Source organism: Umezawaea sp. NPDC059074, assembly GCF_042738955.1.
In the GTDB taxonomy this organism is placed as follows: Bacteria; Actinomycetota; Actinomycetes; order Mycobacteriales; family Pseudonocardiaceae; genus Umezawaea.
This window is the reverse complement of sequence record NZ_JBHYHC010000002.1, coordinates 85,186-110,466: the sequence shown is the minus strand read 5'-3', so window position 1 is coordinate 110,466 and position 25,281 is coordinate 85,186. Positions and strand designations below refer to the sequence as shown.

General features: G+C 72.2%; 13 protein-coding genes. 1 reads left to right on the top strand and 12 read right to left on the bottom strand.

Features of this window, described 5'->3' with window-relative positions:
- Positions 1 to 7: 7 nt before the first annotated feature.
- The 12 genes from ACFWW9_RS01650 to ACFWW9_RS01595 form a co-directional block, all read right to left on the bottom strand.
- Positions 8 to 415 carry a YbaB/EbfC family nucleoid-associated protein gene (locus ACFWW9_RS01650; protein ID WP_390370439.1) on the bottom strand — a complete coding sequence of 136 codons (408 nt, stop codon included), beginning with the start codon at positions 413 to 415 and terminating at the stop codon, positions 8 to 10.
- Between the two features lie 134 nt (positions 416 to 549).
- Positions 550 to 3,873 (bottom strand): right-handed parallel beta-helix repeat-containing protein, encoded by a 3,324-nt coding sequence (locus ACFWW9_RS01645; protein WP_390370438.1) that lies wholly within the window; start codon positions 3,871 to 3,873, stop codon positions 550 to 552.
- Between the two features lie 14 nt (positions 3,874 to 3,887).
- Positions 3,888 to 6,596 (bottom strand): hypothetical protein, encoded by a 2,709-nt coding sequence (locus ACFWW9_RS01640; RefSeq protein ID WP_390370437.1) that lies wholly within the window; start codon positions 6,594 to 6,596, stop codon positions 3,888 to 3,890.
- Between the two features lie 5 nt (positions 6,597 to 6,601).
- Positions 6,602 to 7,954, bottom strand: coding sequence for a type VII secretion protein EccB (gene eccB / locus ACFWW9_RS01635; protein ID WP_390370436.1), 1,353 nt, complete (start codon positions 7,952 to 7,954; stop codon positions 6,602 to 6,604).
- Between the two features lie 7 nt (positions 7,955 to 7,961).
- Positions 7,962 to 9,377 (bottom strand): type VII secretion integral membrane protein EccD, encoded by a 1,416-nt coding sequence (gene eccD / locus ACFWW9_RS01630; protein ID WP_390370435.1) that lies wholly within the window; start codon positions 9,375 to 9,377, stop codon positions 7,962 to 7,964.
- A 37-nt stretch (positions 9,378 to 9,414) separates the two neighbouring features.
- Positions 9,415 to 13,398: a type VII secretion protein EccCa gene (gene eccCa / locus ACFWW9_RS01625; RefSeq protein ID WP_390370434.1), complete on the bottom strand. Its 3,984-nt coding sequence runs from the start codon at positions 13,396 to 13,398 to the stop codon at positions 9,415 to 9,417.
- A gap of 37 nt (positions 13,399 to 13,435) precedes the next feature.
- Positions 13,436 to 17,452 (bottom strand): hypothetical protein, encoded by a 4,017-nt coding sequence (locus ACFWW9_RS01620; RefSeq protein ID WP_390370433.1) that lies wholly within the window; start codon positions 17,450 to 17,452, stop codon positions 13,436 to 13,438.
- A 157-nt stretch (positions 17,453 to 17,609) separates the two neighbouring features.
- The gene (locus ACFWW9_RS01615; RefSeq protein WP_390370432.1) at positions 17,610 to 18,293 is read right to left on the bottom strand and encodes a hypothetical protein; all 684 of its coding nucleotides are present in this window, start codon (positions 18,291 to 18,293) and stop codon (positions 17,610 to 17,612) included.
- A 195-nt stretch (positions 18,294 to 18,488) separates the two neighbouring features.
- Entirely contained in the window at positions 18,489 to 18,785 is a 297-nt protein-coding gene (locus ACFWW9_RS01610) for a WXG100 family type VII secretion target (RefSeq protein WP_390370431.1), read from the bottom strand.
- 49 nt (positions 18,786 to 18,834) lie between these two features.
- Positions 18,835 to 19,179, bottom strand: coding sequence for a WXG100 family type VII secretion target (locus ACFWW9_RS01605; RefSeq protein WP_390370430.1), 345 nt, complete (start codon positions 19,177 to 19,179; stop codon positions 18,835 to 18,837).
- A 269-nt stretch (positions 19,180 to 19,448) separates the two neighbouring features.
- Entirely contained in the window at positions 19,449 to 19,784 is a 336-nt protein-coding gene (locus ACFWW9_RS01600; RefSeq protein ID WP_390370429.1) for a response regulator transcription factor, read from the bottom strand.
- 333 nt (positions 19,785 to 20,117) lie between these two features.
- The gene (locus ACFWW9_RS01595; protein WP_390370428.1) at positions 20,118 to 21,002 is read right to left on the bottom strand and encodes a DUF2199 domain-containing protein; all 885 of its coding nucleotides are present in this window, start codon (positions 21,000 to 21,002) and stop codon (positions 20,118 to 20,120) included.
- A gap of 375 nt (positions 21,003 to 21,377) precedes the next feature.
- On the opposite strand from ACFWW9_RS01595, the gene ACFWW9_RS01590 reads away from it, so the two are divergent.
- The gene (locus ACFWW9_RS01590; protein WP_390370427.1) at positions 21,378 to 25,067 is read left to right on the top strand and encodes a BTAD domain-containing putative transcriptional regulator; all 3,690 of its coding nucleotides are present in this window, start codon (positions 21,378 to 21,380) and stop codon (positions 25,065 to 25,067) included.
- The last annotated feature ends 214 nt before the right edge of the window (positions 25,068 to 25,281 follow it).

Here is a 25,281-nt window from a genome sequence, read left to right as displayed (position 1 = left end):
GCGTCCCCTATCCCTCGTTGAGACCGCGGAAGAAGACGCCGTCCTCGGGGTTCTCCGGGAACATCCGGTCGATGTCGAGCTTGCCCGGCTCCTTGCCGCGCATCGACATGCCCGGCGGCATCATCGGTTCCATCAGTTCGACCAGTTCCTCGCGGGCCATCGTCTGCGCCTTGCGCACGGTGTCGCGCACCACGGCCGCGAGTTCCGCGGGCGCCATGTTCTTGTAGGCGTTGGTCGGGAACGCCACACCGGTGATCTGGCCGTGGGTGTCGACGGTCGCCGAGACGACGTTGCGCGGAGCGGTGGCGGTCGACGACATCTCGGCCATCTTCGCCTGCATCTCGCGCAGGTCCGCGCGCTTCTGCCGGTACTCGGCGAGGGTCTGCTCGAGCTGGTCTTGCAGCGACGACGACATGACGACTCCTCACCGGAGGACCAACGGGATAACAGCCAGTAAAGAACCTGGTCCGAAGCTTAAGCAAGTGACCTGACACACCTGTGCCCGGCCCGACAACGCCCCCTGCCCTAATCACCACCCGTGCATGTCGATCACCCGACGGAGGCTAGTCCCTGACCGACGGGGCTGCCATTCACGGCCGCGGGCGGCAGGTCCGCCACGGCCAGCGTGCGCGACGCGGCGGTCCTGGCGAGCCTGCGCGCGAGCTGGAACGCCGGGTAGACGGTCTCCCGGTCGGACGTGTCGGTCAGCCGCGCCAGGACGGCGTCGCGCACCTCGTCCGGCACCTCGTGGCCGCGCCGGACCAGTTCCCGCACGGCCAGCTCGGCCAGCTCGTCCACCGAGTACGTGGCGAGGTCCCAGCCCTCCAGGAAGCAGTCCGCGAGCGTTTGCACCTGCTGGAACAGCGGCACCAGCCGGGTGTGGTCGCCGACCAGGACGACCACCGGGTCGGCGGGCGAGCGCTGCATCAGCGCGACCATCGTCTCGACCACCTCGAGTGCGTGGTCGGGGTCCAGGTCGCCGTCCACGTCGACCACGAGCACCCCGCCCTGGGCGTCGGCGAACGCGGTCGCGACCAGGCTCTCCGCCTGTCCGGGCCACTGCGACACCAGGTCGGAGGCCACGGACGTGCGGACCACGTGGCCGACGCGCACCAGCCCGAGCTCCGAGAGCGCCTGCGCGTACAGGCGGGCGACCTCGGTGCGGCCGCTGCCGCGCTTGCCACCGATCACGACGTTGGCGGAGTTGCCGAGGACCTGGTTGTTCTTCTTGGTCGTGGCCAGGCGCACCAGGTTCGTGCCCGCGGCCTCCCGGATGGACGCCTGCCCCACGAGACCGTGGAACTTCTTCCAGCTCAGGCTGTTCTGCACGGCCGCGACGGGGTCCACCGCGTCGCCGCCGACCTGGGCGGGCGCGGTGTCCATCGTGGTCTGGAGCACGTCGATCTCGGACTGGAGGTCGGCCGCGGTGAGGCGGTTCATCTCCGAGTCCTTCGACGGCGGGGCCATCGCCAGGCGCGACGCCTGGTTGTTGACCATCGCCTCGAACAGCTTTCGGGCCACACGACCGTTACCGAACGTGGAGTTCTTCGGCACCCGTTCGAAGTACTCGGTCAGCGCCTGGAGGCCGTCCTCGGTCATCTCGTAGTAGTGCTTGCGGCACAGCCCGAGGGTGATCGTGACCAGCTCGTCGACGCTGTAGTTGGGGAATTCGATCGTTCGGGTGAACCTGGACGCCAGACCGGGGTTGGACTCCAGGAACTGCTCCATCAGCTCGGAGTACCCGGCGACGATGACCACGATGGACTCGCGCTGGTCCTCCATGATCTTCATCAGCGCGTCGATGGCCTCCTGGCCGAAGTCCGGGCCGGAACCGCCCGAGCCCGCGGACAGGGTGTACGCCTCGTCGATGAACAGCACGCCGCCGATGGCCTTGGTGACCACCTCGGTGGTCTTGATGGCCGTGGAGCCGATGTACTGGCCGACGAGGTCCGCGCGCGCGACCTCGACCATGTGGCCCTTGGACAGCACGCCCAGCTCGGCGAGCACGGTGCCGTAGAGGCGGGCGACCGTGGTCTTACCGGTACCGGGAGGACCGGCGAAGACGAGGTGCCGGGACATGGGGGGCATCGGGAGCCCCATCTCCTTGCGCACCTGGGACATCTTGATCAGGTTGATCAGCCCGGTGACCTCGCGCTTCACCCCGTGCAGGCCGACGAGGACCTCCAGCTCGGCCAGCGGGCCGGACAGCGGGACGTCCGACTGGGCCTCCTGCGCCGGGGCCGGTGCGGACGCCTCGCGGTCGGCGGCGCGCTCGCTCACGGCCGCGGCGACCGACGCGTGCCGGGGCTGCTCGGCCCGCGCCACCGCGGGCTCCTCGATCGTCACGCGGTCCTCGCCGAAGCGCCGCACGTCGGTGCCGCGGGACTCCTTCACCACGCACCGGCTCAGCAGCACCGGCTCGGCGGTGTCCAGGCTGATGCCGTCCTCGCCGCTGCCGACCACCTCGCAGCCCGTCAGCGTGCCGCCCGCGCCCGAGGCGAAGTTCACGCCCGTGCGCTTGGACGACATCACCCGGCACCGCGTCAACGTCGCCGTCGTGCCGGACCCCAGGTCCACGCCGTGGCCGGACGCGCCGACGAACTCGCTGTCCTGCATGGAGAACTGGGTGTCCGCCGCGCGCAGCCCGCCGCCGCGCACGAGCAGCGACGTGAGAGACGCGCGCACGCCGCCCGCGAACGAGATCGCGGCCTCGGCGGTCGACTTGATCCGCATGTCGGAGGCGTCCACCGAGGACCCCTCGGAGACGTCCAGCGCCGTGGCGCCGGTCGAGTCGATCTCGGTGTCGGCCAGCCGGATCACGCTCTTGCCGACGATGACGAGGCCGGGACCCTTGTTCCCGACCACGCGCAGCCCGGAGAACACGGGCTTCGACTCCGCTCCCACGTGGACGGCGGTCTGGCTGATCCCGTTGACCGACAGGCGGTCGAACCGGGGCGAGCTGCCCTCGTCCACGGCGACCGCGACCGGCGACCCGCTGACCTCGCAGTCGGTGAACCGGGGCGCGGACCCGCCGTTGACCTGGATCGCGTTGCGCCCGACACCGGAGAACTCGCAGCCGGTGAACACCGGCTCCGAGGCGCCCGCGATGTGCGCGGACTGCACGGCGGCACCGTCGAACTTGGAGTCCGAGATGACGACCTTGCCCTTGCTCATCAGGTACAGGTCGACGTTCTGGCTGCCGGTCACGGTGAGCCGCGACAGCGTCAGCCTGCCCTGCTGCTCGGCCACGACGGCGGGCTTGGCCGCGCCGGTGATCTCGCACTGCTCGGCCACGATGGACCCCGCGCCGTTGACGCAGATCCCGTTGCCCTGCGGGCGGGTGATCACGCAGCGGCGCAGCACCATGGCCCCGCGCTCGGTCGCGACGACCGCGGAGGAGCCCGCGTCGATGATCTGGGTGTCCTCGATGGTGCTGACCGACGGCGAGGACGTGACGACGCCCGCTCCCCCGGTGCTGGTCACCTTGCACCCGCGCAGCGCCACCGCGCCGGTGCCGCGGGCGTACATCGTGGCCCAGGAGGTGCCGCCGACCTCGCAGTGGTCGAACGCCACCTCTCCGCGGACCACGTCGACCCCGGCGAGCTGGGTGTCCTCGCAGCGCAGGATCAGACCGTTGAGCTGCACGGCCTCCGCGCTCGCGACGAGCACGGAGCCCTGCTTCGCGACGACCTCGACAGTGCCGTTGCCACCCTCGGCGCTGAGCGTCACGAGCTTGTTGACGACCAGGTTCTCCTCGTACCGGCCGGGCGCGATGGTGATCATCGCGCCGGGCAGCGCGTTGCCGAGCGCGGCGCCGATGGACGCGAACGCGCCCGGCCGATCGCCCGCGACGACGAGCAGCTGTCGATTCATCGGTCCACCAATCCCTACGCCAAGCCGGGCAATGCGCCGAAACGTTCCGCCGAGGCGGGGTTGACCTGGACCGACGGCGAGCCGTCCGCCCACTGCTCGAGCTGCCTGCGCAACGAGTTCAGCGCCAACTCGTCGAGCGAGATGCGGTTCTGGTCGACGCGTCCGTCGGCGTCGATCTCGACCGCGGTCAACTCGCGGAGCAGGATCTGGCCTCGGCCGCCGCCCGCTTCCGGCTCGGTCATCTCCAGCACCTTGAAGCTGGTGCCGGGCACGAACAGCACGCGCTCCTGCACGCCGTCCGCGGCTTCCAGGAGCCGGGTGCGGCGGGCCGTCATGGACCACACGAGCACGTCCACCTCGCCCGCGGGCTCGGCGGGCGGAGCGGTCATCGCGTGCAGGAAGCCCCACTCGGTGACCAGCTTGTGGTCGCGGTAGAGGTCCCACTGGCCGGGCGTGGGCGAGGCGGTGAACACCGCGGGGCCGCGGTGCGAGGGCAGGCGGCTCAGGCCGGACACCACGCAGCGGGCGAACGGCACGTGCGGGCCGTTCGCGGCGGTGCGCAGGGCCTCGTCGACCGCCTTGCCGCGGACGGTCAGGTAGAGCTGCACGGCCACCGCGTCGGTGAGGACCTCGGCGGAGCCGCGCGACAGCGCGCCCTGGAAGCCGGGGTGCTCGGACAGGATGCGGGCGACGGAGTTCGTCATCGTGCCGAACTCCGTGGCCAGCGTGCGGCGCAGCCAGGCGCGCTCGTCCTCGATGCCGCGCTTGGGCAGCAGGCCCGTCGCCTCCGGCGGGGGCACGGGCTGCAGGCGGGCGATCTTGGGAGCGGCCTGCTCGGCCGGGGCGGCCGGTTCGGGCTCCGGCTCGGCGGCGGCTTCCGGCTCGGTGGGCTCGACGGTCTCGGCGGCGGGCTCCGGGACGTCCGGAACGGGCTCCGTGACGGGCGGCGCCACCGGGGCCGAGGCCGCGGGCGTGAACTCCACCGGCGTGTACTCGGCCGGGGCGGGGGGCTCGGCGGGGCCGAGGTCGACCGACGACGATTCGAGCGACGGCGGCGCGACCGGGGCCGACCCGAGGCCCGGCGGCCGGACCGGGGCGTCGAAGACGACCGGCGCGGACTCCGTCATCGGCGGCCCGACGGGAGCGGACGGGGGCATCGGGGGCGTGGGCGGGAACTCCACCAGGTCCGCCACCGGCATCCCGACCGGCGGGGTCAGCGGGGCGTGGTCGCCGAAGTCCACCGGGGCGGACAGCTGCGCGCTCTCGTAGCGCGGGGCCTCGATCTCGGCGGGCGCCGACGGGGCCGACACCTCGCGGAACGACGAGGGCGCCTCGGTGGGGGCGGGCAGCGCCGCGATCGACGGGGGCAGCGCGGCGTAGGACGCCTGCGCGCTGATCTCGAAGATCCCGGCGGACGACTTGGTGTCCGCGAACCCGGACGCCACGTGCGAGAAGGTGGGCTTGGCCTGCTCGTTCAGCACGGACCGCGCGCTGAGCACCCGGCTCATCGTGCGCACCGAGTTGTCGAGCCGCTGGGCGAGGTCGCCCGCGAGGTACTCCATGCGGTCGAGGTCGGCCTCGGTGTCCGCCTCGAACATCAGGTTGTGGGTGGCCGGGTCGGTCGGCACCGACCGGATCGCCTCGACGTTGGCCGTCGCGGCGGGCGGGCGGACCAGCAGACCGGACTGGACGACCTCCACCACGGCGTCGACCGAGTACCAGTAGACGCCGGGCGAGATCATCTGGCCGCCGGGGATGGGCGCGCGGTGCGTCACCACGGACGGCACCTTGGGCGGCTCGTTCTCCGAGCCGCGCGGCCGGTAGGACATCTCCCGCGCGTAGGCGTGCCAGCCGAGGCTGCCGTCCGGGCGGACGGTGAAGATCTCCGGCGCGACGGCGGGGCCGATCGGCATTCCCGCGTAGAACACGACCTCGCGGCCGAGCGCGTCGGCGACCACCTGGCCGAGCAGGCCCCTGGGGACCGACATCGGGCCGTACTGGACGAACCGCACGCGGTCCCGCACGTGCTCGGGCAGCTCGCGCCACATCATCGCGACGTCGTCCTGGCTCAGCGGCACGCCGCCGGGGCTGCCGAGGACCACGGTCACGTACTCGGGCTGGCACGGCATGATCTCGATCAGCCGCATCCGGTGCGCCCGCAGCTGCGGGTCGTCGCCGATGGGCCGGATCCACACGCCGCTGGGCAGCGGTTCGGCGATGCCGCGCGCGCTGGTCGGGAAGTTCTCCGAGACGACACCCCCGTCCCACGTGGGCCGGGGAAAGCGCTTGGCCTCGAACTTCGGCGGCTTGCCGGGGCTGCACCGCACCCAGCCGCTGCCCTGGCCGGAGTGCACGAACAGCGACCCGCCCGCGCCCCGGACGACCGGGCCGTCCGGGACGAGCACGGTGCGCTTGAGGCGTTCGGCCAGCCAGTGACCCGCAAGTGCCGTGGTCTCCCGCGAGCGCCCCCCGATGACGAGGCGCACTCCGCGCCTGCGCTTGGGCAGCACCTGCGCCACCGACTCCCACATGGAGATCGGCGAGCTGATGGGCAGGTCGACCACGACGAGGTCGTTCTCCGTGTCCGCGGCGACGGTGAGCGCGAGGTCCTGCGCCGCCTTGGTCATGTTGCCCACCGGGTAGACCACGAGGGCGTTGCCGATGATGTGCTTGGTCAGACCGACATCACCGCCGGACTCGCGGTTGCGGGTCATAATGGCCATCGCCGTCATCCTCCCTGTTCGACGACCACGTTGGACCGGCTCAGCGCCGGGCCCGACGGGATCGTGGACAGCACCTCGGTGCGCATCGGAACGGGCTGCACACCACCCAGGCCGAGCGCCTGGATCGAGTCGTTGTCGGGCACCAGGTACCGCTTGCCCCGGTCGCTGATCAGGTACCGGTTCGGCGTCTTCTGCCCTTCGGGGATGGGCAGCTCGGCGACCAGCAGGCCGTGGTTCGGCGGCAGCAGCACGCCGTCCTCGGCGACCGAGGCCCACTGGTCCGCGCCGGGGGCGAGGACCACGGACGTGGTCACCTCCGCTCCCGAGGCGCTCTGCCGGAGGCACACCTGCCGGAGCTGCGGCTCGACCAGCGGCTGCCGACCGATCAGGTCGGGCAGGCGGGTCAGCATCGAGTGGTCCGGGGAGAACGGCGCCGTCAGGATGGACTGGGCGTCGATCTCGACCGGGGGCTTGCTGCCGGGCTTGGCGGCCATCAGCGCGTACTCGGTGGCCGACACCGGGGCGAGCCCCTTCTCGATCAGCACGTAGTACTGCTTGGTGTCGTTGCCGGGGCTGTGGAAGAACAGGTCGCCGATCCTGGCCGGGCGGCCCGCGACCGGCAGGCCGGTGTCACCCGCGTCCGGGATCTCGGCGGCGGAGAGGGCGGGACCGCTCTCGACCAGGCTCAACCACAGGTTCGACACGAACGGCGACTTGGTCGCGGCCAGGCCGAGCGCCACGAGCGAGTTGACGTCCGGGACCTGGAACTTGGTGTTCTTCCAGATCAGGTAGAGCTTGCCGTCGGGGGCCTGCACCGGGACGTAGAACAGGTCGGACACCTTGGCGTTCGGCGAGCCCTGGGCGTTCATGCTCATGCTCGGACCGCCGTTGGGCGCGGCGGCGGGGCACAGCAGCCACTCGCCCGGCATCAACTCGTTCGGCCTCGGCACGGTGTCCGGCGCCCCCTCGATCCCCATCTGCGGCCCGCGCGCCAGGCCGGCGAGCGAGTTGCGGGAGATCACCGAGATCTTGGAGCCCGCGCCCTGCACGAGCATCGCCGACGCCTGGTTCGGCGTCGGCATCAGCTTGCCGTCAATGTAGACGTACCGGGAGCCGGATTCCTTCTCGACGAGGATGGCGCCCTTCTGCTTGTAGGCGGTGTTGCCGCCGGGCACGATCAGCCCGTAGACGCCGAAACCGACGACGACCAGCAGCGCGATCACCGCGCCGGTGATCATGCCCGACCGGCCGCGCCGGGTCGGGAGCTCCATGTTGCTCGGATCGCCGACCACGAGGGCGGTCGTCATCCGGTGCATCAGGAACTGGTAGGCGTGGACGTGGTCCTTCTGCGTCTGCACGGTCGGCTCACCCGGCCAATCCGCGAGCCCAGGCGTAGACGCCCAGGATCTGGAGCAGCACCGGGATGGTGGCGGCGGCCACGAGCGACTCGATCCACTGGGCGCGCTGCACCCAGATCGGCACCAGTCGGCGGGTCGGCGGGCGCAGCACGGCGAGCATGAGCGCGATGAGCGTGATCACCAGCAGGACGAGCACGACGGACCGCCAGCCCAGCGAGATCGACTCGCCGTAGGTCAGCACGAGCTGGACGCAGCCGACGACACCGGCCACGACGAGCGCGATCCGCTGCCACGCGCTGAGGAAGCCGCCGGAGCGGACCAGCGCGGACACGGTGACCAGCAGCGCGAGCGTCGTCGGGGCCCAGCCGGGGGCCTCGAACAGCGCCGGGTAGCTGAAGATGAAGACCAGCGACGCGGCCACCATGAAGACGGTCAGGTAGCGGTCGGCGTTCTTGGTGCGCTCGATGATCTGCTCGGCGTCGAGCGGGTCGATGTCGGTCTGGAGCTCCTCGGCCGTACGAGGCAGCTGCGGTCCGCGCAGCCGCGCCATCCGGATCACCAGCTTCGGCACGATGACCAGGATCGCCAGCGCGATCGTCGCGTACACGCCGGAGGCGCTCGCGGGCGTCAGCTCCATGTCGAGGTAGACCCGCATGGTGAGGAACGCGGTGAAGCCGGTGGCCAGCAGCACGCCGATCGGCACGACCGGCAGCTCCTTCGCCCACAGCATCGCCGCGCCCAGCAGGACCAGCGAGGCGATGGCCATGGTGAGCCCGCCCAGCGAGACCGACGCGGGGCGCAGGTCGAACGCGGCCGACACGCCGTCCGCGGCGATGGCGCCCGCGAGACCGGTCAACATCAGGCCCGGCACGGCGAGCACCAGCGCCAGCGGCTGGTCCTCGACCTTGCGGGACACCGGGATGGAGGCCCCGGCGAGCAGCCCGCCGAGGATCGCCGCGGTGATCGTGGACGACAGCGTGGTGCCCGCGCCGACGGCCATGGCGCCCATCAGGGCGATGGCGCCGACGCCCAGCGTCAGGAACAGCCACCGGCTGAACTCCGGGCGCCAGCGGTCCTTCTGCCTGCCGACCGCCGTGGCCATGCCGTCGGCGATGTCGTCGAACGCCAGCTCCGGCAGCGGGTTGGCGGCCGGGCGGACGTAGAACGTCTCGCCCTCCAGCCACTCCAGGCTCTCCGGCGTGCCCTCGGGGTCCAGCGGGGGCTCGCCCAGCCGCTGGAGCACCCACGACCGCTCCCCGGTCACCTCGACGCCCGCGACGATGTGCTCGTTCGGGTCCGTCGTGTGCTTCAGCAGCACCGGGAGGAGACCCGCCACCGGGATCGAGACGGGCACGGCGAGGTCCGCCCGACCCGCCGGGCCGAACACGGTGATGCGGCAGAGCTCGGCCTGCGCACTCGTCATGACTGCTTCTGCTTCCTCTTGCTCCGGGTAGTCCTGATCACCACGACGCACCACCGCTCGTGGACGGCACCTGTGCGGTCACGTACCCCGTCTGCACGAGCCGGACGCCCTTTCGGTTCACCAGCTGCGCGCGACCCGCGACCATCTTGCGCGGCATGGCCTCGCCGAGGAACTTGCCCTCCTCCTTGGGGTAGGAGAAGACGATGCCCGGCGTGCCCAGCTCCCACATGCGGCGGATCACCGGGTCGCTGAGCGACCGCATGGCGCCCGACGTGCTGCGCGCGATGATGACGTGCAGTCCGATGTAGACGCCCTGGGCGAGCATGGGCAGCAGCGCGTCCAGCGGGGACTGGCCCATGCCGAGGCCGAACAGCTCGTAGTCGTCGATGACGAGGAAGAACTGCGGCCCCTCCCACCAGTCGCGCCTGCGCAGGCGGTCGGACGTGACGTCCTCGCCCGGCACGCGGCGGGACATCGAGACGGCGGCCTTGCCGACGAGGTCCTTCAACGTGTCGCCGGTGATGGCGTAGCCGACGCGGTACGCCTCCGGCACCACGGTGTCGAGCTGCCGGTTGGGGTCGCCGAGCAGGATCTTCGCCTGGTCGGGACCGTAGTTCGCCATGACCGACTGGAGCACCAGCCGGAGCATGTTGGTCTTGCCGGTCTCGCTGTCGCCGAACACCAGCATGTGCGACGTCGACTCGAAGTCGTGCCACACCGGCTCCAGCCGCTGCTCGTCAAGGCCGATGGCGATCCGGACGTCCCGCTCGGGCCTGGGCAGCTGCTCGAACGGCAGCATGGGCGGCAGCATCCGCACGGGCGGGGCCGACGGGCCGGGCCAGAACGTCGCGACCTCCTCGGCGAGCGCCTTCGTGGCCGCCGCCAGGTCCTCCGTGGCCGAGCTGCCGTCCATGCGGGGCAGGCCGGACAGGAAGTGCATGCCCGCGGGGGTGAGGCCGCGGCCGGGCTGCGCGGGCACGGTCTGCGCCTTGCGGGAGCCGACCTCGGACTCCATCGGGTCGCCGAGCCGCAGCTCGAACTTGGTGCCGATGACGTCGCGCAGCGCGGGCCGGATCTCCGACCAGCGGTTCGCGCCGATGATGACGTGGATGCCGAACGACAGGCCGCGGATCGCCAGCTCGTTGATCCGCGGTTCGAGGTCCGTGTAGTCCTGCTTGATCGTGTACCAGCCGTCGACGATCAGGAACACGTCGCCGTACGGGTCGTCGATCTCGCCGGTGCGCCGCAGCGCGCGGTACGCGCTCATCGACTCCAGGCCGCGGGTGGTGAACACCTCTTCCCGGTGCTCGACCAGCAGCAGCAGCTCCGCGATGGTGCGGACCACGCGGTCGTGCTCCAGCCGGGTCGCGATCGAGCCGACGTGCGGCAGCCCGGAGATCGACATGATGCCGCCGCCGCCGAAGTCCAGGCCGTAGAACTGGATCTCCGACGGGGTGTGGGTCATCGCCAGCGAGAGCACCATGGTGCGCATCAGCGTCGACTTGCCGGACTGCGGGGCGCCGACCACGGCCACGTGGCCGTCCGCGCCGGACAGGTCGGCGACCAGCAGCTCGCGGACCTGCTCGTACGGGCGGTCGACCATGCCGATGGGGGCGCGGAGCTTGCCCTGCATCGTCGTGTCCTCGACGCTCATGCCGCGGAACTGGTCGGGCAGCACGCTGGGGAGCAGCGAGTCGAGGCTCGGCGACTCGGCCAGCGGCGGCAGCCACACCTGGCGGGCGGCGGGGCCGGAGCCCTGGAGCCTGCCGATGAACGCCTCGGCGAGGCTGACCGTGTTGGCCTGCGCCACCGGGTCGACCTCGACGACCTCGGTCGCCTCCTCCTCGTCCACCACGATGAGCTGGCGGATGGGGCGGGCGTGCGTGACGAACGGCACGACCTCCTGGGCCGCCTTCTCCTCGTCGCCGGTCTCGGCCTTCGCCAGCGGCGCGGGGCCGGACACGTACGCGCCCTTGAAGCGGACCAGGTTCGTCGTGTCGATCTTCAGGTAGCCGTTGCCGGGCTCGGAGGGCAGCTCGTAGGCGTTCGCGACGCCGATGACGCTGCGGGACTCCATCGAGGAGAACGTCCGCAGCGCGATCCGGTAGGACAGGTGGCCCTCGACCCGGTGGATGCGGCCCTCGTCCAGGCGCTGGGAGGCCAGCAGCAGGTGCACGCCGAGCGACCGGCCCAACCGGCCGACCGACACGAACAGGTCCATGAACTCCGGCTTGCTCGCCAGCAGCTCGGAGAACTCGTCCACGACCAGGAACAGCGTCGGGAACGGCGGCAGCGGCTCGCCCGCGCCGCGCGCCTTCTCGTACTCGAACAGCGACGGGTAACCGCTTTCCCGCAACAGCTCCTGGCGGCGGATCATCTCGCCGTTGAGGGAGTCCTGCATGCGGTCCACGAGCGGCAGCTCGTCGGCCAGGTTCGTGATCACGGCGGACGTGTGCGGCAGCTTGTCCATGCCGAGGAACGTCGCGCCGCCCTTGAAGTCCACCAGCACCAGGTTGAGGATCTCCGACGAGTGCGTCGCCGCGAGGCCGAGCACCAGGGTGCGCAGCAGCTCGGACTTGCCGGAACCCGTGGCGCCGATCACCAGGCCGTGCGGGCCCATGCCGCCCTGCGCGGACTCCTTGAGGTCGAGCTCGACGACCTCGCCCTCCTCCGTCACGCCGATCGGGACCGACATGCGGGCGCGCTGGACGTTGCGGGGACGCCACTGGTGGTTGATGTCGAACGTGTTCACGTCGCGGATGCCCAGCAGCGTGGTCAGCTCGAAGTCGGAGTCCAGCGACCGCTCGACCAGCTCCACGGTGCCGCTGGTGCGCTTGGGCGCGAGCGAGCGGGCCAGCACCTCGGACTCGACGAGGCTCAGCTCGTCGCGGGAGGCGACGCCGACCCCGTCGCCGGAGGGGAACTCGATCCGGTCGTCGACGGCCGTCAGGCGGAGGACCTTCGCGCCACCGGGCAGCATGCCGGTGATGTCCAGCAGCACCACGTTGCGCAGGCCGACGTCGAACAGCCGGGAGGACTCGGGGATCGTCGCCAGGTGGGCGATCACCACGATGAACGGCTCGGTGCCGCCGGGAGACGCGGCCTTGTCGTGCGGGCCGCGGTCGGTGACCTCCTTGCCCAGCAGGTCCATCAGCTCGTCGTGGTCGCAGGCGAGCATCCGCACCGGGCCCGCGTCGTCACGGGCCGTGGGGTGCGAGTTGTGCGGCAGCCACTTGATCCAGTCCCACTCGAAGCGGGTCTCCTCCGAGGTGAGCACGGCGATGCGCAGCTCGTCGGGGGCGTGGAACGTGACGAGCTGGCCGACCATCGCGCGGGCCAGCGCCAGCGCCTTGCCGACGTCGCCCGCGAACTCGACGCTGGTGAAGCTGCGCAGCCCCACCGCGATCGGGATGCCCGCCACCGTCCGGTAGGCCTCGCTGAACCGCCGCAGCGAGATCGCCGCGAGCGGTTCGAGGTCCTCGATCGGCTTGGTCGTCGGCGGCACCAGCTCGAGAGCGGCCTGCTGGGTGCCGAGGCCGATGCGCACGCGGCCGAAGTCGTCGTGGCTCGCCCGCCGCTCCCACAGCCGGGAGCCGCCCGCGATGTACCAGAGCCAGCCCGGCGCGGGGTTGTTCCACAGCACCGCGGCCCGCTGCTCGTCGGCCGTGGCGCGGGTGCGGGTCCGCATCTGGCCGATGTAGCGCAGGTAGTCGCGGCGCTCGGCCGCCATCTTCTTCTTGCGGTCGCCCGAGGCCCGGCCCATCTGGCCGAGCCCCATGCTGATCATGGCGATGCCCATGCCGCCGCCCATGACGTAGGTCATGGGCGAGCTGCCCCCGGCGCCCGAGAACGCCAGGATCATGACCATCGAGCCGATGCCCATGGGCAGGAACATCATCATGGACGCCATGTCCCGCGTCGCGGGCTCGGCGAGCACGGGGGGTTCCTGGAGCTCGATCTGCCCCGTCGGCATCTCGGGACCCGCCACCCTCGGCGGGCGCTTGACCGTCACGGTCGCCATCAGACGGTCTCCATCCGGTACTGCGTGGTCGTGGTGGTCATTCGAGGACCCCCGTCGGGCGGGAGACCTTGCTGCCGCCCCACGCCGATCCGCTCTCGTTGAGCAGGTCGGCCGCGGACTTCTCCTCCGGCTCGGCGTCCGGGTCGTCGTCGTCCTCGTCCTCGACCGGCGGCTTGTTCATGAGGGCGAGGTACTCCTCGCGCTCGTCCTCGGGGAGCGAGTACTCGTCGCCGCACGCGGACGGGGCCACGAAGGAGTCGACGACCGTGTAGGCCTCGCCCCCCTTGCGGCGCCGGTAGGTGGCGTGGCCGGGCGTGGGCTCCGGCTCCCAGGGCTCGGTCGACTTGAGCACGATGTCCGGCGGCGCGTCCTCCTCCTCGCCCCAGCCCGACTTGTCGGACGTGGCGACGACGAAGGGCACGACGACGCCGGGCAGCAGGAAGTCCGCCGTCCCGGTGTCCCACGCGCTGGTGTTCGGCACCGCGTCGTCCGGCCGGACCACGGCCACCCGGTCGATGCCGGGAGTCGCGGTCTGGCCGCCCTGGAGGACGAGCCCGGCGCCCGCGGCGCGGTCCTCGTCGCGGTTGTCCTCGACGAAGCCGTCGCCGTCCACGTGCGGGAACTCCGAGCCCTGCGGCTGGGTCGAGCCCGTGGGCGCCGTGCCGTTGGTCCCGACGCCGGGCGAACCCGTGCCGGAGCCCGTGGGCGGGGCCGCGACCGGCGGGGTGCCGCCGACCGCGGGAGCGCCGGGGACCGAGGGGGTCATGGAGCTGAACGCGGCCGCCGTGACGGCGCTCGCGCCCAGTGCCGCGGCGGTCGCCGCGGCGGCGGGCACGCCCGGCGTCGCGGGAACGACGTCGGAACTCGCCGCCCAGCCAGCGGGGGCGGCCGCGGGGGTCAGGTCGACCTCCTCGACCGGCTCGGCGACCTCCGGCGTGCCCGCGTCCGGCGTCATGACCTCGGGGGCCGTGACGACGTCGACGGGCGCTTCTGGGGTCACCGCGCCGACCTGCGGGTCGAGCGCGGTCTCCGGCGGGAGCACGGGAGCGGTCTCGGTGCCCGCGGGAGGCGGGGTCACCTCCGTGCCCGCCGGGGGCAGCGCGGGCTCGGTGCCGCCGGGCGGCAGCACGGGCTCGGTGCCGCCGGGCGGCAGCACGGGCTCGGTGCCGAGCGGCGGGGCGACCACCTGGTCACCGGGCGCCACGACGCCGACCTGCGGGTCGAGCACGGTCTCCGGGGGGAGCACCGGGGCCGACACGGGGTCGGTGGGCAGCGCGACGACCTGCTCGCCGGGCGTCACCGCCCACGGCGCGGACGGCGCCGCCGGGGTGTCGCTCACCTGGTCCGTCCCCATCGGGGGCAGGGCCGGTTCCCACGAGCTGGTCTCGCCACCGAGCAGCGCGGACGAGCCCGAGTGCTCGGCGGCCGCCGGGGGCGTTGCGCCCGGAGCCATCGGCGGCGGCATCATCGGCGTGCCGGGCTGCGGCGCGCCGGGTGCCGTCGTCGAGTCGGCGGGCGTGTTCGCCCAGGACTCGGGCTTGTCGGACGCGGGCATGAGGTCGGAGTTGCCCCCGATCTTGCCCACGTCGTCGGACCCGGCCCACGGCTCGTGCAGGCCGCCGAGCAGACCGGACGAGTCCGGCCGGTCGGAGCCCGCGCCGGGCTGGCCCGCGCCCGCTCCGCCCGGAGGCATCATCGGGGACTGCGCGCCGGGCTGGCCGGGCGTGGTCGTGCCACCGGGAACCGGCGGGACGACCGGGGTGTTCGGGGACAGCGGGGTCTGCACGCCGAGGGGCGGCAGGACGCCGACACCGGGCGGCACCGGGACGCCGGGGCTGTCGGGGGACCCGACGCCGCCGGGACCCGACACGTCGACCGGGGGCGGCACCGAGCCCGTGAGGCCCTCGGGGCCGCCGGGCACCTGGACGCCGGGGGGCGTCGCCCAGTCCTCGGGCTTGACCACGGGCGGGTTGACGCCGCCCGTGGGGTCGCCGATGACCGGGGGCGTGAGCCCTTCCCACGGCTTGTTGACGCCGCCGAGCAGACCGGACGAGTCCGGCCGGTCGGAACCGGAGCCACCGGGCTGACCGCCGCCCATGCCGCCCGGAGGCATCATCGGCATGCCGCCGGGACCGCCGGGCACCTGGACGCCGGGCGGGGTGCCCACGCCGGGGGGCGCGGCCCAGTCCTCGGGCTTGACGACCGGCGGGGCGACCTCGCTGGGACCGCCGATGGGCGAGGGCGAACCCGCCTCCCACGGCTTGTTCACGCCGCCGAGCAGACCGGACGAGTCCGGGCGGTCGGAACCGGCGCCGCCGGGCTGACCGCCACCGGCGCCACCCGGAGGCATCATCGGCATGCCGCCGGGGCTGCCCGCGCCGGGGCCCTGGATGTCCAGTGCCGGGGGCTTGCCGATGCCGGGGGGCGCGGCCCAGTCCTCGGGCTTGACCGCCGGGGGCTTGATGACGCTCGGGTCGCCGACGACCGGCGGCTTGAGCGACTCCCACGGCGACTTGACGCCGCCGAGCAGACCGGACGAGTCCGGCCGGTCCGAACCGGAGCCACCGGGCTGACCGCCACCGGCGCCACCCGGAGGCATCATCGGCATGCCCGAACCGGGGCCCGCCTTGTCACCACCGGCGCCGGGGCCGGAGCCGGGCGCCTGGATGTCCACGGGGTTGGGCAGGGCGGGCGGCTTGGCCGCGCCGTTGTTGGAGCCGTTCTCGCTGCCGGGAGGGCCGTTGACGTCGAGCGCGGGCGGCGGCTTGAGACCGCCGGTGCCGCCGGGACCGCCACCCGTGCTGGAACCGGGCGGGGGGTTGACCGCGAGCGACGGCGGCGGCTTGAGGCCACCGGTGCCGCCGGGTCCACCGCCCGTGCTGGAACCGGGGGGCGGGGGCACGCTGACGGACGGCGGGGGCTTGATGCCGTTGGAGCCGCCGGGACCGTTGGACCCGCCGCCGGGGGGCGGGGGCACGGTGAGGGGAGGAGGGGGCGCGATGCCGTTGGGGCCGCCACCGGTTCCGCCGGGACCGCCACCAGGGCCGCCACCGGGGCCACCGCCGGGACCGCCGCCGATGTCGAGGGGCGGAGGGGTCGCCAAGAGGTTCTTGGGACCGCCCGCACCGGGACCACCCGCGCCGGGACCGCCACCGGGGCCGCCGCCAGGGCCGCCACCGACGTCGATGGGCGGGGGGAGCTTGGGGGGAGGCGGGGCTCCGCCGCCGCCACCCTGGCCCCCGCCACCGCCGCCACCCTCGCCACCGGGCGGCGGGGGGAGCGAGGGAGGGGGCGGGGGCGGAGGGGCGCCACCACCGGGCGGCGGCTCACCGCCACCGGGGGGCGGCGGGGCGCCGGGAGGCGGCGGGAGGTCGTCCGGGCCGGGCGGCTTCGGCTTGGTCTGGAAGTCCGCGGCGTTCGGCACCGTCACGCTGTCGGTGTTCATCGTGTACTGGGCCGCGAGGATCCGCACGACCTTCTTCATGTCCTCGCCCAGCTGCGCGACGAGTTCCGGGTAGTCGGAGATCCGCGCCAGGCCGCCGTTCATCGTGACGCCCACGGAGCGCACGTAGTCGGCGTAGTACCCGTCGATGTACTTGATCGTGTTCTGGGCCCACTCCAGGTAGTTGCCGCTCTCCCAGATCTGGGCGGGCACGTTGTTCGTGCCGACGAGCTCGCCGCCGTTGATCTGGTCGGCCTTGGCCTGGAGCTTGGCCGCGAAGAAGGTGTTCATGCCGTGGAAGGCGTCGGCGGCCGGGCTCTTCCAGGCGCCGTTCTCACCGGCCAGCGCCTCGGTCTGCAACCGGATGTTGTCGCTCAGGTACTCCAGCGCCGCACGGGCGCGGTTGAAGACGTTCGACGCCTTGCGGATCGAGGCGGGGTCCGCGCCGGGCACGCTCGCGGGCACGTCGCCGGTCGCCGCGTAGCCCACGACGGCGGCCCGGACCTGCTTCCAGTCCCAGCTCTCGAAGTCCCGGTTGTCGGTCAGGTTCGCCGTGGGGTCCGGGTACACCCCGCCGGTCGGACCGGGCTTGAACCCGTCTTTGTCATACACGCCGGGAGCCATCGCGCACCCACACCTTTGCTCAAGACAGGCCGCCAGGCGAGCGTCGACGCCTGGCAGGCACCGGAACCGCGCACCGCCGATACAGCTTTGTCGGGTCCAACCTGGCCGGCTGGACCCGACAGGGGTCGAACTTAGAGCGAGCTGGTCAGCTGGCTCCACCCAGGGGGAGGTTGTCCACCTTGGACTTCACGCCGCTCACCATCCGGCCGAACTCCTCCGCGTCCAACCCGGTGAGCTCGTCCGCGGTCTTGTACTTCTGGGCGATCTCGCGGCAGCGCAGCGCCACCGACTTGATGATCGACTCGGCCTCGGTGAAGACCGTGCGGGTCGAGGCCAGCAGCGTCGCGGTGTTCGCGGAGTTGGCGCCGCCGAACACCTTGGACTTGAAGTTGTTCGCCGCGCCGAAGTAGCCCGCGCCGAAACCGCTGGCCGACAGGTCGTCCAGCTCGGTGATCGTGGACGTGATCGTCGGCAGCAGGGCCTCGATGTTCGTCGCGTACAGCGTGATCGCGTCGACGCTGATGACGTGCACGCCCTTGCCGGGCGTCTCGTTGCCGCCGGGGACGGCGGGCGGGGCGGCCAGGGGCGGCTCGGTCGTGCCCTTGGTGCTGTCCCACGGGTTGCCGTTGGCGCCACCGGTGTCCGGCCGCCAGTTGGGGTCCGGCTTCGCGACGGTCGGGGTGCCGAAGTTCGTCGTGTCACCGTTGTCGTACTTGATCGTGTAGGTGCCGTCCGCGTGCTTCGTGGCACTTACGAAGTCGCCGTAGGCGTGCCCGGTGGGTGACCACCCGTCCGGGGGTTCGTACTGGACAACGTCGCCGTCCGCCATGGGTCCTGCCTCCTGTACCGCTCAGCCAGGGCGGGGTCACGCCGTGGCGGCTCGCATCGGGTGGTGTCGCTGAGGTCCTGCTGCGCACGCCACCGCGGCAGCGGAAGTCGTGGCCGGGTGTCACTGGGACTTCCCGGCCACGACCTCCCCGCCGCGGCGCGTGCTCGGACGGCGGAGCCGTCGGTGGCGAACTGCCTAGGACCAGCTGTCGGTGACGGCGTCCTCGGTCTTGTTCATCCGCAGCGTGATGTTCTCCAGCGTCGACGACGCGATCTGGAGCGACTGCGGCATCGTGTCGGCCGCGTTGTCCCAGCGCTGCTTCGAGAGCTCGTACTGCTGCTTCGACGTGGGCGTCTGCCAGTGGGTCAGCGACTGCCGCATGTCCGTGTCGAGCGCGAGGAGCTCGGCCTTGATCTTGCTGTGGGCGTCCATCATCTCGCTGGACACGCCGGCGTTGATGCCACCGCTGTAAGTGTATGTGGGCTGGCTCATGGTGCGGTTCCCTTCCTGGGTGCGAAGCTGCTTCTACCGGTGTCCGCGGTCAGAGACCGGACAGCCCGCCGCTCGTCACGGTGGAGATCTGACGATCCATGTCGTCGGCCTGGTCCGAGGTGTCGCGGTCGCCCTGGCCGACCAGCTCGGCGCCCTGGTCCATGACGGTCTTCATGCGGTTGAGCTCGTTGACGATGGTCTCGACGTTGCCGAACCAGTTCGTCATCGCCCGGCGGTAGCCCGTCGCGGCGGAGCCGGTGAAGGTGCCGAAAAGGCGGGTGATCGCGTCCTCGACGTCCTGGCGCTCGGCCTGGACCTTTTGCGAGGCTTCCTGCATCCGCTGCCCCGCAGCGATCATGCCCTCTTTTGTTACCGAGTTCTCAGCACTAGTCATTGCAACTCCTCACTAAAATCTCACGAAGTCGTCGATCAATGCCCGGTAACCCGGATAACACCCACCGAAACATCGTTCTCGTGTCAACTAAACGTACAGACCGGCGAAGCCGTTCAATGCGGATGGGCCCGCCGTGACTCTGCCGTAAAGCAAGGAGCTGCCACCCCTTGAGCGGACGCTAACCAGCGAGATGCAGCTCACGCAACAAAGACTGCCCGAACGTGTTACCCCCACCTGCCCTTCCGCACATCGGCCGAGGGCCGGGCCCCCTACACCACCCCTACACGCGACCTAACAGGCAGTTCTCCGGCGGTTGGCTCGTCGATGATCCCCAGCCGCTGGGCTGCCACACCCGCCTGGAAGCGGGTGTCGACACCCAGGATCCGGTAGATCTCGGAAATCCGCCTGGCGAGGGTACGGGGGGCGAGGCAAAGGCGTCGGGCGATCGAACGATCGGGCAGCCCACCCGCCAACAAGCGCATCAGTTGGAGCTGCTGATCGTTGAGCATCGCCGAGACGGGGTGGAACTTGTGGTCACCGGTGGGGCGGAGGGAATTCATCCTGGCCACCCGAGATTCATCCGAAATTGTCATGGTCTTCTCCATACCCACGAGAGCAGATCCCAGGACCGAAACCTTCGGGCCCGCTTCCCTGCGGAGGGGGAACCGACAAAGGCAGCCCAAGCGTGTCAACAGTTTAAGAAGCGGGTGTGGAGAAACAGTGACCAAGTAGTGACGACGGGTCTCGGCGGTCGCAGGGGTCAGGGCGAGACTGTCACACGGGACCGCCGCACACCACCCCACGTGCAACAACTCGCCACCGGACGGCCTGGTCAGCGCCACTTTGGACCACCGGGGCGGAAGCACTGGACCACTGGGCGACCCGCTCCGGGGGCTCGTCACAACCGGCGGCGGGAGTCCACCGCGCCCGGTCGGGGCTCAGCCGTGGTGCCTGATCGAGCGCAGCACGTGGAGAGCCCACGTGTGGTCGTCCGGGTCGCTGTGGAAGACGCCGAGGCTCAACGCCGTGCCGCGCCGCACCACGTGGGCGTAGAAGTCGTGCTGCGGCCGACCGTCCACCACGGTCTCCAGCCAGAACGCGTGGGTGATGTCGTCGGCGGTCGGCGTGATCAGCGTCTGGCCCGCAGGCACCTCGGGAGCGCCGTCGAGCAGCTCGTGCAGGAACTCGCCCGGCGGGCGCTGCTGACCGTCGGTCAGCACGTCGACGAACACGCTGCGGCCGGGCGCGACGAACCGCCAGGTGCGGTTGTCCAGCCCCGCCGCGAGCCCCGCGCTCCGCTCCAGGCTCCAGTTCCGGGAGATCCGGGCGCGCAGCGCCACCGGCAGCGGATCGCTGAACCAGCTGAGGACGACGTCGCGGTCCCAGGTCTCGGTCAGCATCCGCCGCAGCAGCTCGTGGTCGGAGTTCTGCACGGTCGGCGGCTCGTCGGGGGCGCCGACCGTGGCCATGACCTCGGCGCCGCGCAGCTCCTTCTCCCACGGCTTGAGGTCGTTGCCCAGCTTCCCGTAGAGCACCAGGTCGGCCCAGCCCTCGCCGCGCCACTCGGCGGCGGCGCGGCGCAGGTCCTCGTCGCTGATCTCCATCCAGGTGAGGTAGACCAGCGTCGTGCCGCCGGTCAGCCGCACGGGCAGCAGGCACCGGGCGAACGCCTGCCCGCTCTCCAGGCGCAGGAACGCCGCGTTGGGGTCGGTGTCCGGCGACCGCGTCGCGCCGTCGGGCAGCGGCACGACGTAGTCGACGCGGCCGGGGTTGCTGATGGCGGCGCCGCAACAGGAGCACTGCTCGACCGGTGGTGTCGTCACGGCGTGAGGGTATTCCGGCGGCGCGCGTCCGGTCCGCGGGCGGGACCAACGACACCCGATCGCGCCCGATAAGTCCGACTAGTCCGTTTATCCCGCGCGGCGCGCCCGCGGCTAGCAGAGCACCCGTGATCAGGACAAGACCCGAATGGCGGTGCGGGTGACACCGGACGTTATCCGGACGTGCGTAGGATCCGCCGGTGGAAGCGACGGCCTCGGGTGAACCTCCTTCGCCCCTCGGTCGTTGACGGTGGTGTGGGTTTCCCGACGAGCCGCGAGGAGGGTGCAGGTGACGTCACGAGCCCTGGCCCGCCGTTCCCCCCGCCACCCGACGACGCCGCGACGAGCACACCGACGCCTAGAGGGAATCGAGTGAGCGTGCAGGAAGCAGCGAGCAACAGGCGTCTGCGCGTCGAACTGCTGGGCCCGGTGCGCGCGGTCCTCGGCGACGCGGAGATCCCGCTGGGCCCGAGCAGGCAGCGCGCGGTCTTCGCCCTGCTGGCCTCCAGGGCCAACCAGACGGTCACCCGCGAGGAGTTCATCACCGCGGTGTGGGGCGAGTCCCCGCCGGTCAGCGCGGCGGGCAGCGTCTACACCTACATCTCGGCGCTGCGCCGCACCCTCGGGGACGCGGGCGTCGCCGAGGGCCGGGACGTGCTGCTCTCGACCAAGCTCGGCTACGCGCTGCGGCTGGACCCGGCCGAGGTCGACGCCGTGGCGTTCGAGCGCCGGGTCGTGCACGCCGAGGAGCTGGCGGGCGCGGGCGAGCACCGCGACGCGGCCGACGAGCTGGAGCGGGCGCTCGCGCTGTTCCACGGCGAGCCGTACGCGGGCGTGCCGGGACCGTACGCGGAGCACGAGCGCGACCGGCTGACCGAGCGCAGGCTCTCCGCCGTGGAAGCGCTTGCCACGCTCCGGCTGGTGCTGGGCGCGCACGTCGAGCTGGCCGCCGAACTGGGCGCGCTGGTGCAGAGCCACCCGCTGCGCGAGTCGCTGTACGCGCTGCTGATGACCGCGTTGAGCCGCGGCGGACGCCAGGCCGAGGCGCTCAAGGTGTTCCGCGAGGCGCGGGACACGCTGCTGAGCGAACTCGGCGCGACGCCGGGACCGGCGCTGCGCCAGGCGCACGCCGAGGTGCTCCGCGGCGCGGAGGCCCTGGTCGAGGTCGAGGAGCCCGAGGACGACGAGGAGCCGGTCGAGACCGGCGTGCTGCGCAAGGCGAACAGCACCGTCTTCGTCGGCCGCGAGGCCGAGACCGAGCGCCTGCGCACCAGGCTGACCGACCTGGCGCTGGGCGTCGGCGGCACGGTGTGGATCGAGGGCGAGCCCGGCATCGGCAAGTCCGAGCTGCTGGCCGTCGCGCTCGCCGACGCCGAACGACTGGGGTTGCAGATCGGCTGGGCCGTCGCCGACCAGCTCGCGGGCCGGTTCCCGCTCCAGGTGCTGCTGGAGTGCCTCGGCGTCGACCAGTCCTCGCCGGACCCGGACCGCGCCGAGCTGGCACGCAGGCTGCGCACCGGCGAGCCGAGCACCCGCGACACCGACGACAACGACCCGATCCAGAGCGCGGTGGACCGCCTCCTCGCGCTGGTCGACCGGATGTGCCACAAGGCCCCGACCGTGCTGGTGCTCGACGACCTCCAGTGGGCCGACGAGTCCACGGTGTCGCTGTGGCGCCGACTGGCCGCGGCGACCCGCCAGCTGCCGCTGCTGCTGGTCACCTGCTCGCGCTCGCGGCACGGCCGCACCGAGCTGGACCAGCTGCGGTCGCGCGTCCGCGCCAACGACGGCGACGTGCTGGTCCTCGAACCGCTGACCTACGCGGACGTGGACTCGATGACCGCCGACCTCGTCGGCGGCAGGCCGGGCCACCTGCTGCGCAGGCTGACCGCGCGCGCCTCGGGCAACCCGCTGTACCTGCGGGAGATGGTGGGCGCGCTGGTCCGCGACCGGGCCGTCGACCTGATCGACGGCGTGGCGCACGTGGACGAGGCGCAGGCCGACGACGCGCCGCGCACGCTGTTCGCGGCCGTGCAGCGGACCTCGCAGGCGCTGCCCGAACGCACGCGGGAGGTGCTGCGCTGGGCGGCCGTGCTCGGCGCGGAGGCCACGATCGCGCAGATCGCCGTGCTGTCCGGCAGGCTCGTGCCCGAGGTGGCCCGCGCCGTGAAGGACGCCATGGCGGCCAACGTGCTCGGCCACGGCGAGCCGCGGCTGGTGTTCCGGCACCCGCTGCTGCGCGAGGCCGTGTACGGCAGCATCGCCGTGCCGATGCGCGGGGTGCTGCACAAGCAGGCGGCCAAGGCGCTGGCCGACGTGGACGCGCCCGCGAGCCGCGTGGCCGAGCAGCTCGTGGCCGCCGCGTCCGACCTGGACGAGTGGGTCGGCGACTGGCTCGTGGAGAACGCGGCCGAGCTGGCGAACCGCGCGCCGCTCATCGCCGCCGACCTGCTGGAGCAGTCGCTCGACCTCGTCGGGCCGCGCGACCCGAACCGGGAACTGCTGCTCACGGCGCTGGTGCGGGTGCTGTTCCGGCTGGCGCGCAACCCGGACGCGGAGGCGCGGCAGGCGTTGGCGATCTCCACCGACCCGGCGCGCTCGGCCGAGCTGCGCCAGCTGCTCGCGGCCACGCTGCTGCGGCAGGACAAGCGGGAGCTGGCCATCCGCGCGCTGACCGAGGTCGAGGTCGACCCGTCGGTGCCGAAGATCTGGCAGCTCCGGCACAAGTCGCTGCTGGCGCACCTGATCCGCGACGTGACGGACATCGACCAGGCCGAGGTGACCGGCAAGGCCGCGCACGCCGAGGCCGTCTCCAACGGCGACGCCTACCTGATCGCGCACGCCCTCCAGACGCTGTGGCTGGTCGAGTCGGTGCGGCGCAACCACCGGACCGCGCTGCGGTACGTGGACGACGCCATCACCGCGCTCGGCGGGGCCCCTGAGCTGGCGGGCATGCACTTCAACCTGCTCGACAACCGGATGTTCACGTTGCAGAACCTCGACCAGCTCGACGAGGTGGACGTGGCGCTGGCGACGGTGGACGAGCTGACCGTGAAGCACGGCCTGCCGGTCGGGCCGCAGATCTCCGCGGCGGTGCACCACTACTGGACCGGCCGCTGGGACGAGGCGCTGCTGGAGCTGGACACGGTGACCGAGGACGGTCCCGCGATCAGCTACAGCGGCCTGGTCGACCCCGGCCCCAACGGGCTGCTGCTGCACGGCGTGTCCGCGCTCATCGCGCTGCACCGCCACGACGGCGCGGCGTCGGCCGCCCACCTGGACGCCGCGGACGAGCTGCTGGTCGTGACCGCGGCCGAGCGCGAGGCGTGCGACTTCCTGCTGCTGGCCCGGTCGCTGGCCGCGGTGCAGAGCGGCGACGTGCGGCGGGGCCTGGACGCGGTGAAGCGCATCCTCAACCCGGCGTACGCGGACATGATGCTGCGGCACCAGTGGCTGCCGGACATCCTGCGGCTGGCGCTGGAGGTCGGCGACCAGGAGCGGGTGGCCGAGGTGATGGAGGTCGCCGAGCTGGAGGCCGCGCGCGAGGCCGTGCCGACGCGGGCGTACACCGCGCTGCACCGGTGCAAGGCGCTCGTGACCGGCGACCCGGAACCGGCGCTGGTCGCGGTCGGGCACTACCGCCAGGTCGGCCGCCGCGTGGAGCTGGCGGCGGCGCTGGAGGAGGCGTCCGTGCTGCTGGCCCAGGTCGGGATGCGCGCCGACGCGCGGGCGGCGTACGCCGAGGCGGCGGAGATCTACACCGAGCTGGACGCCCGGTGGGACCTGGCCCGCGCCAGGACGAAGATGGACGAGTTCGACATCCACCACGACATCGCCGCGTCCGCGCGGGCGACCGGGGGCTGGGACACGCTCACGCCGGTCGAGCGCCGGATCGCGGAACTGGTCGCGAGTGGTCAGTCCAATCCGGACATCGCGGTGCGGATGTCGTTGCCGCGGCGCATGGTGCAGGCGCACGTCACCCGGATACTGGGCAAGCTCGGCGTGCGGTCGCGCTCGCAGATCGCCGAACGCCACCACGAGATGGGCCGCTCGGCCACCAGCCGCTGACGGTCGTTCCCCGGTACGCCTTGAACGCCACCCGTTCGCGGGTGGCGTTCGCCTTGTGCGGATGCACGTGCAGGGCGAGGAGGTCCTGAACGACCAGTGGCCGGGGCGTGCGGTCGCCCCGGTCCCTCGTCGGGGCGGCGGACGCGGCCGACGCCCAACCACGTGTAGATCTGGGTGGGGGCGGGGTCCGCGATGACGTGGGGGGGGCGGCGGG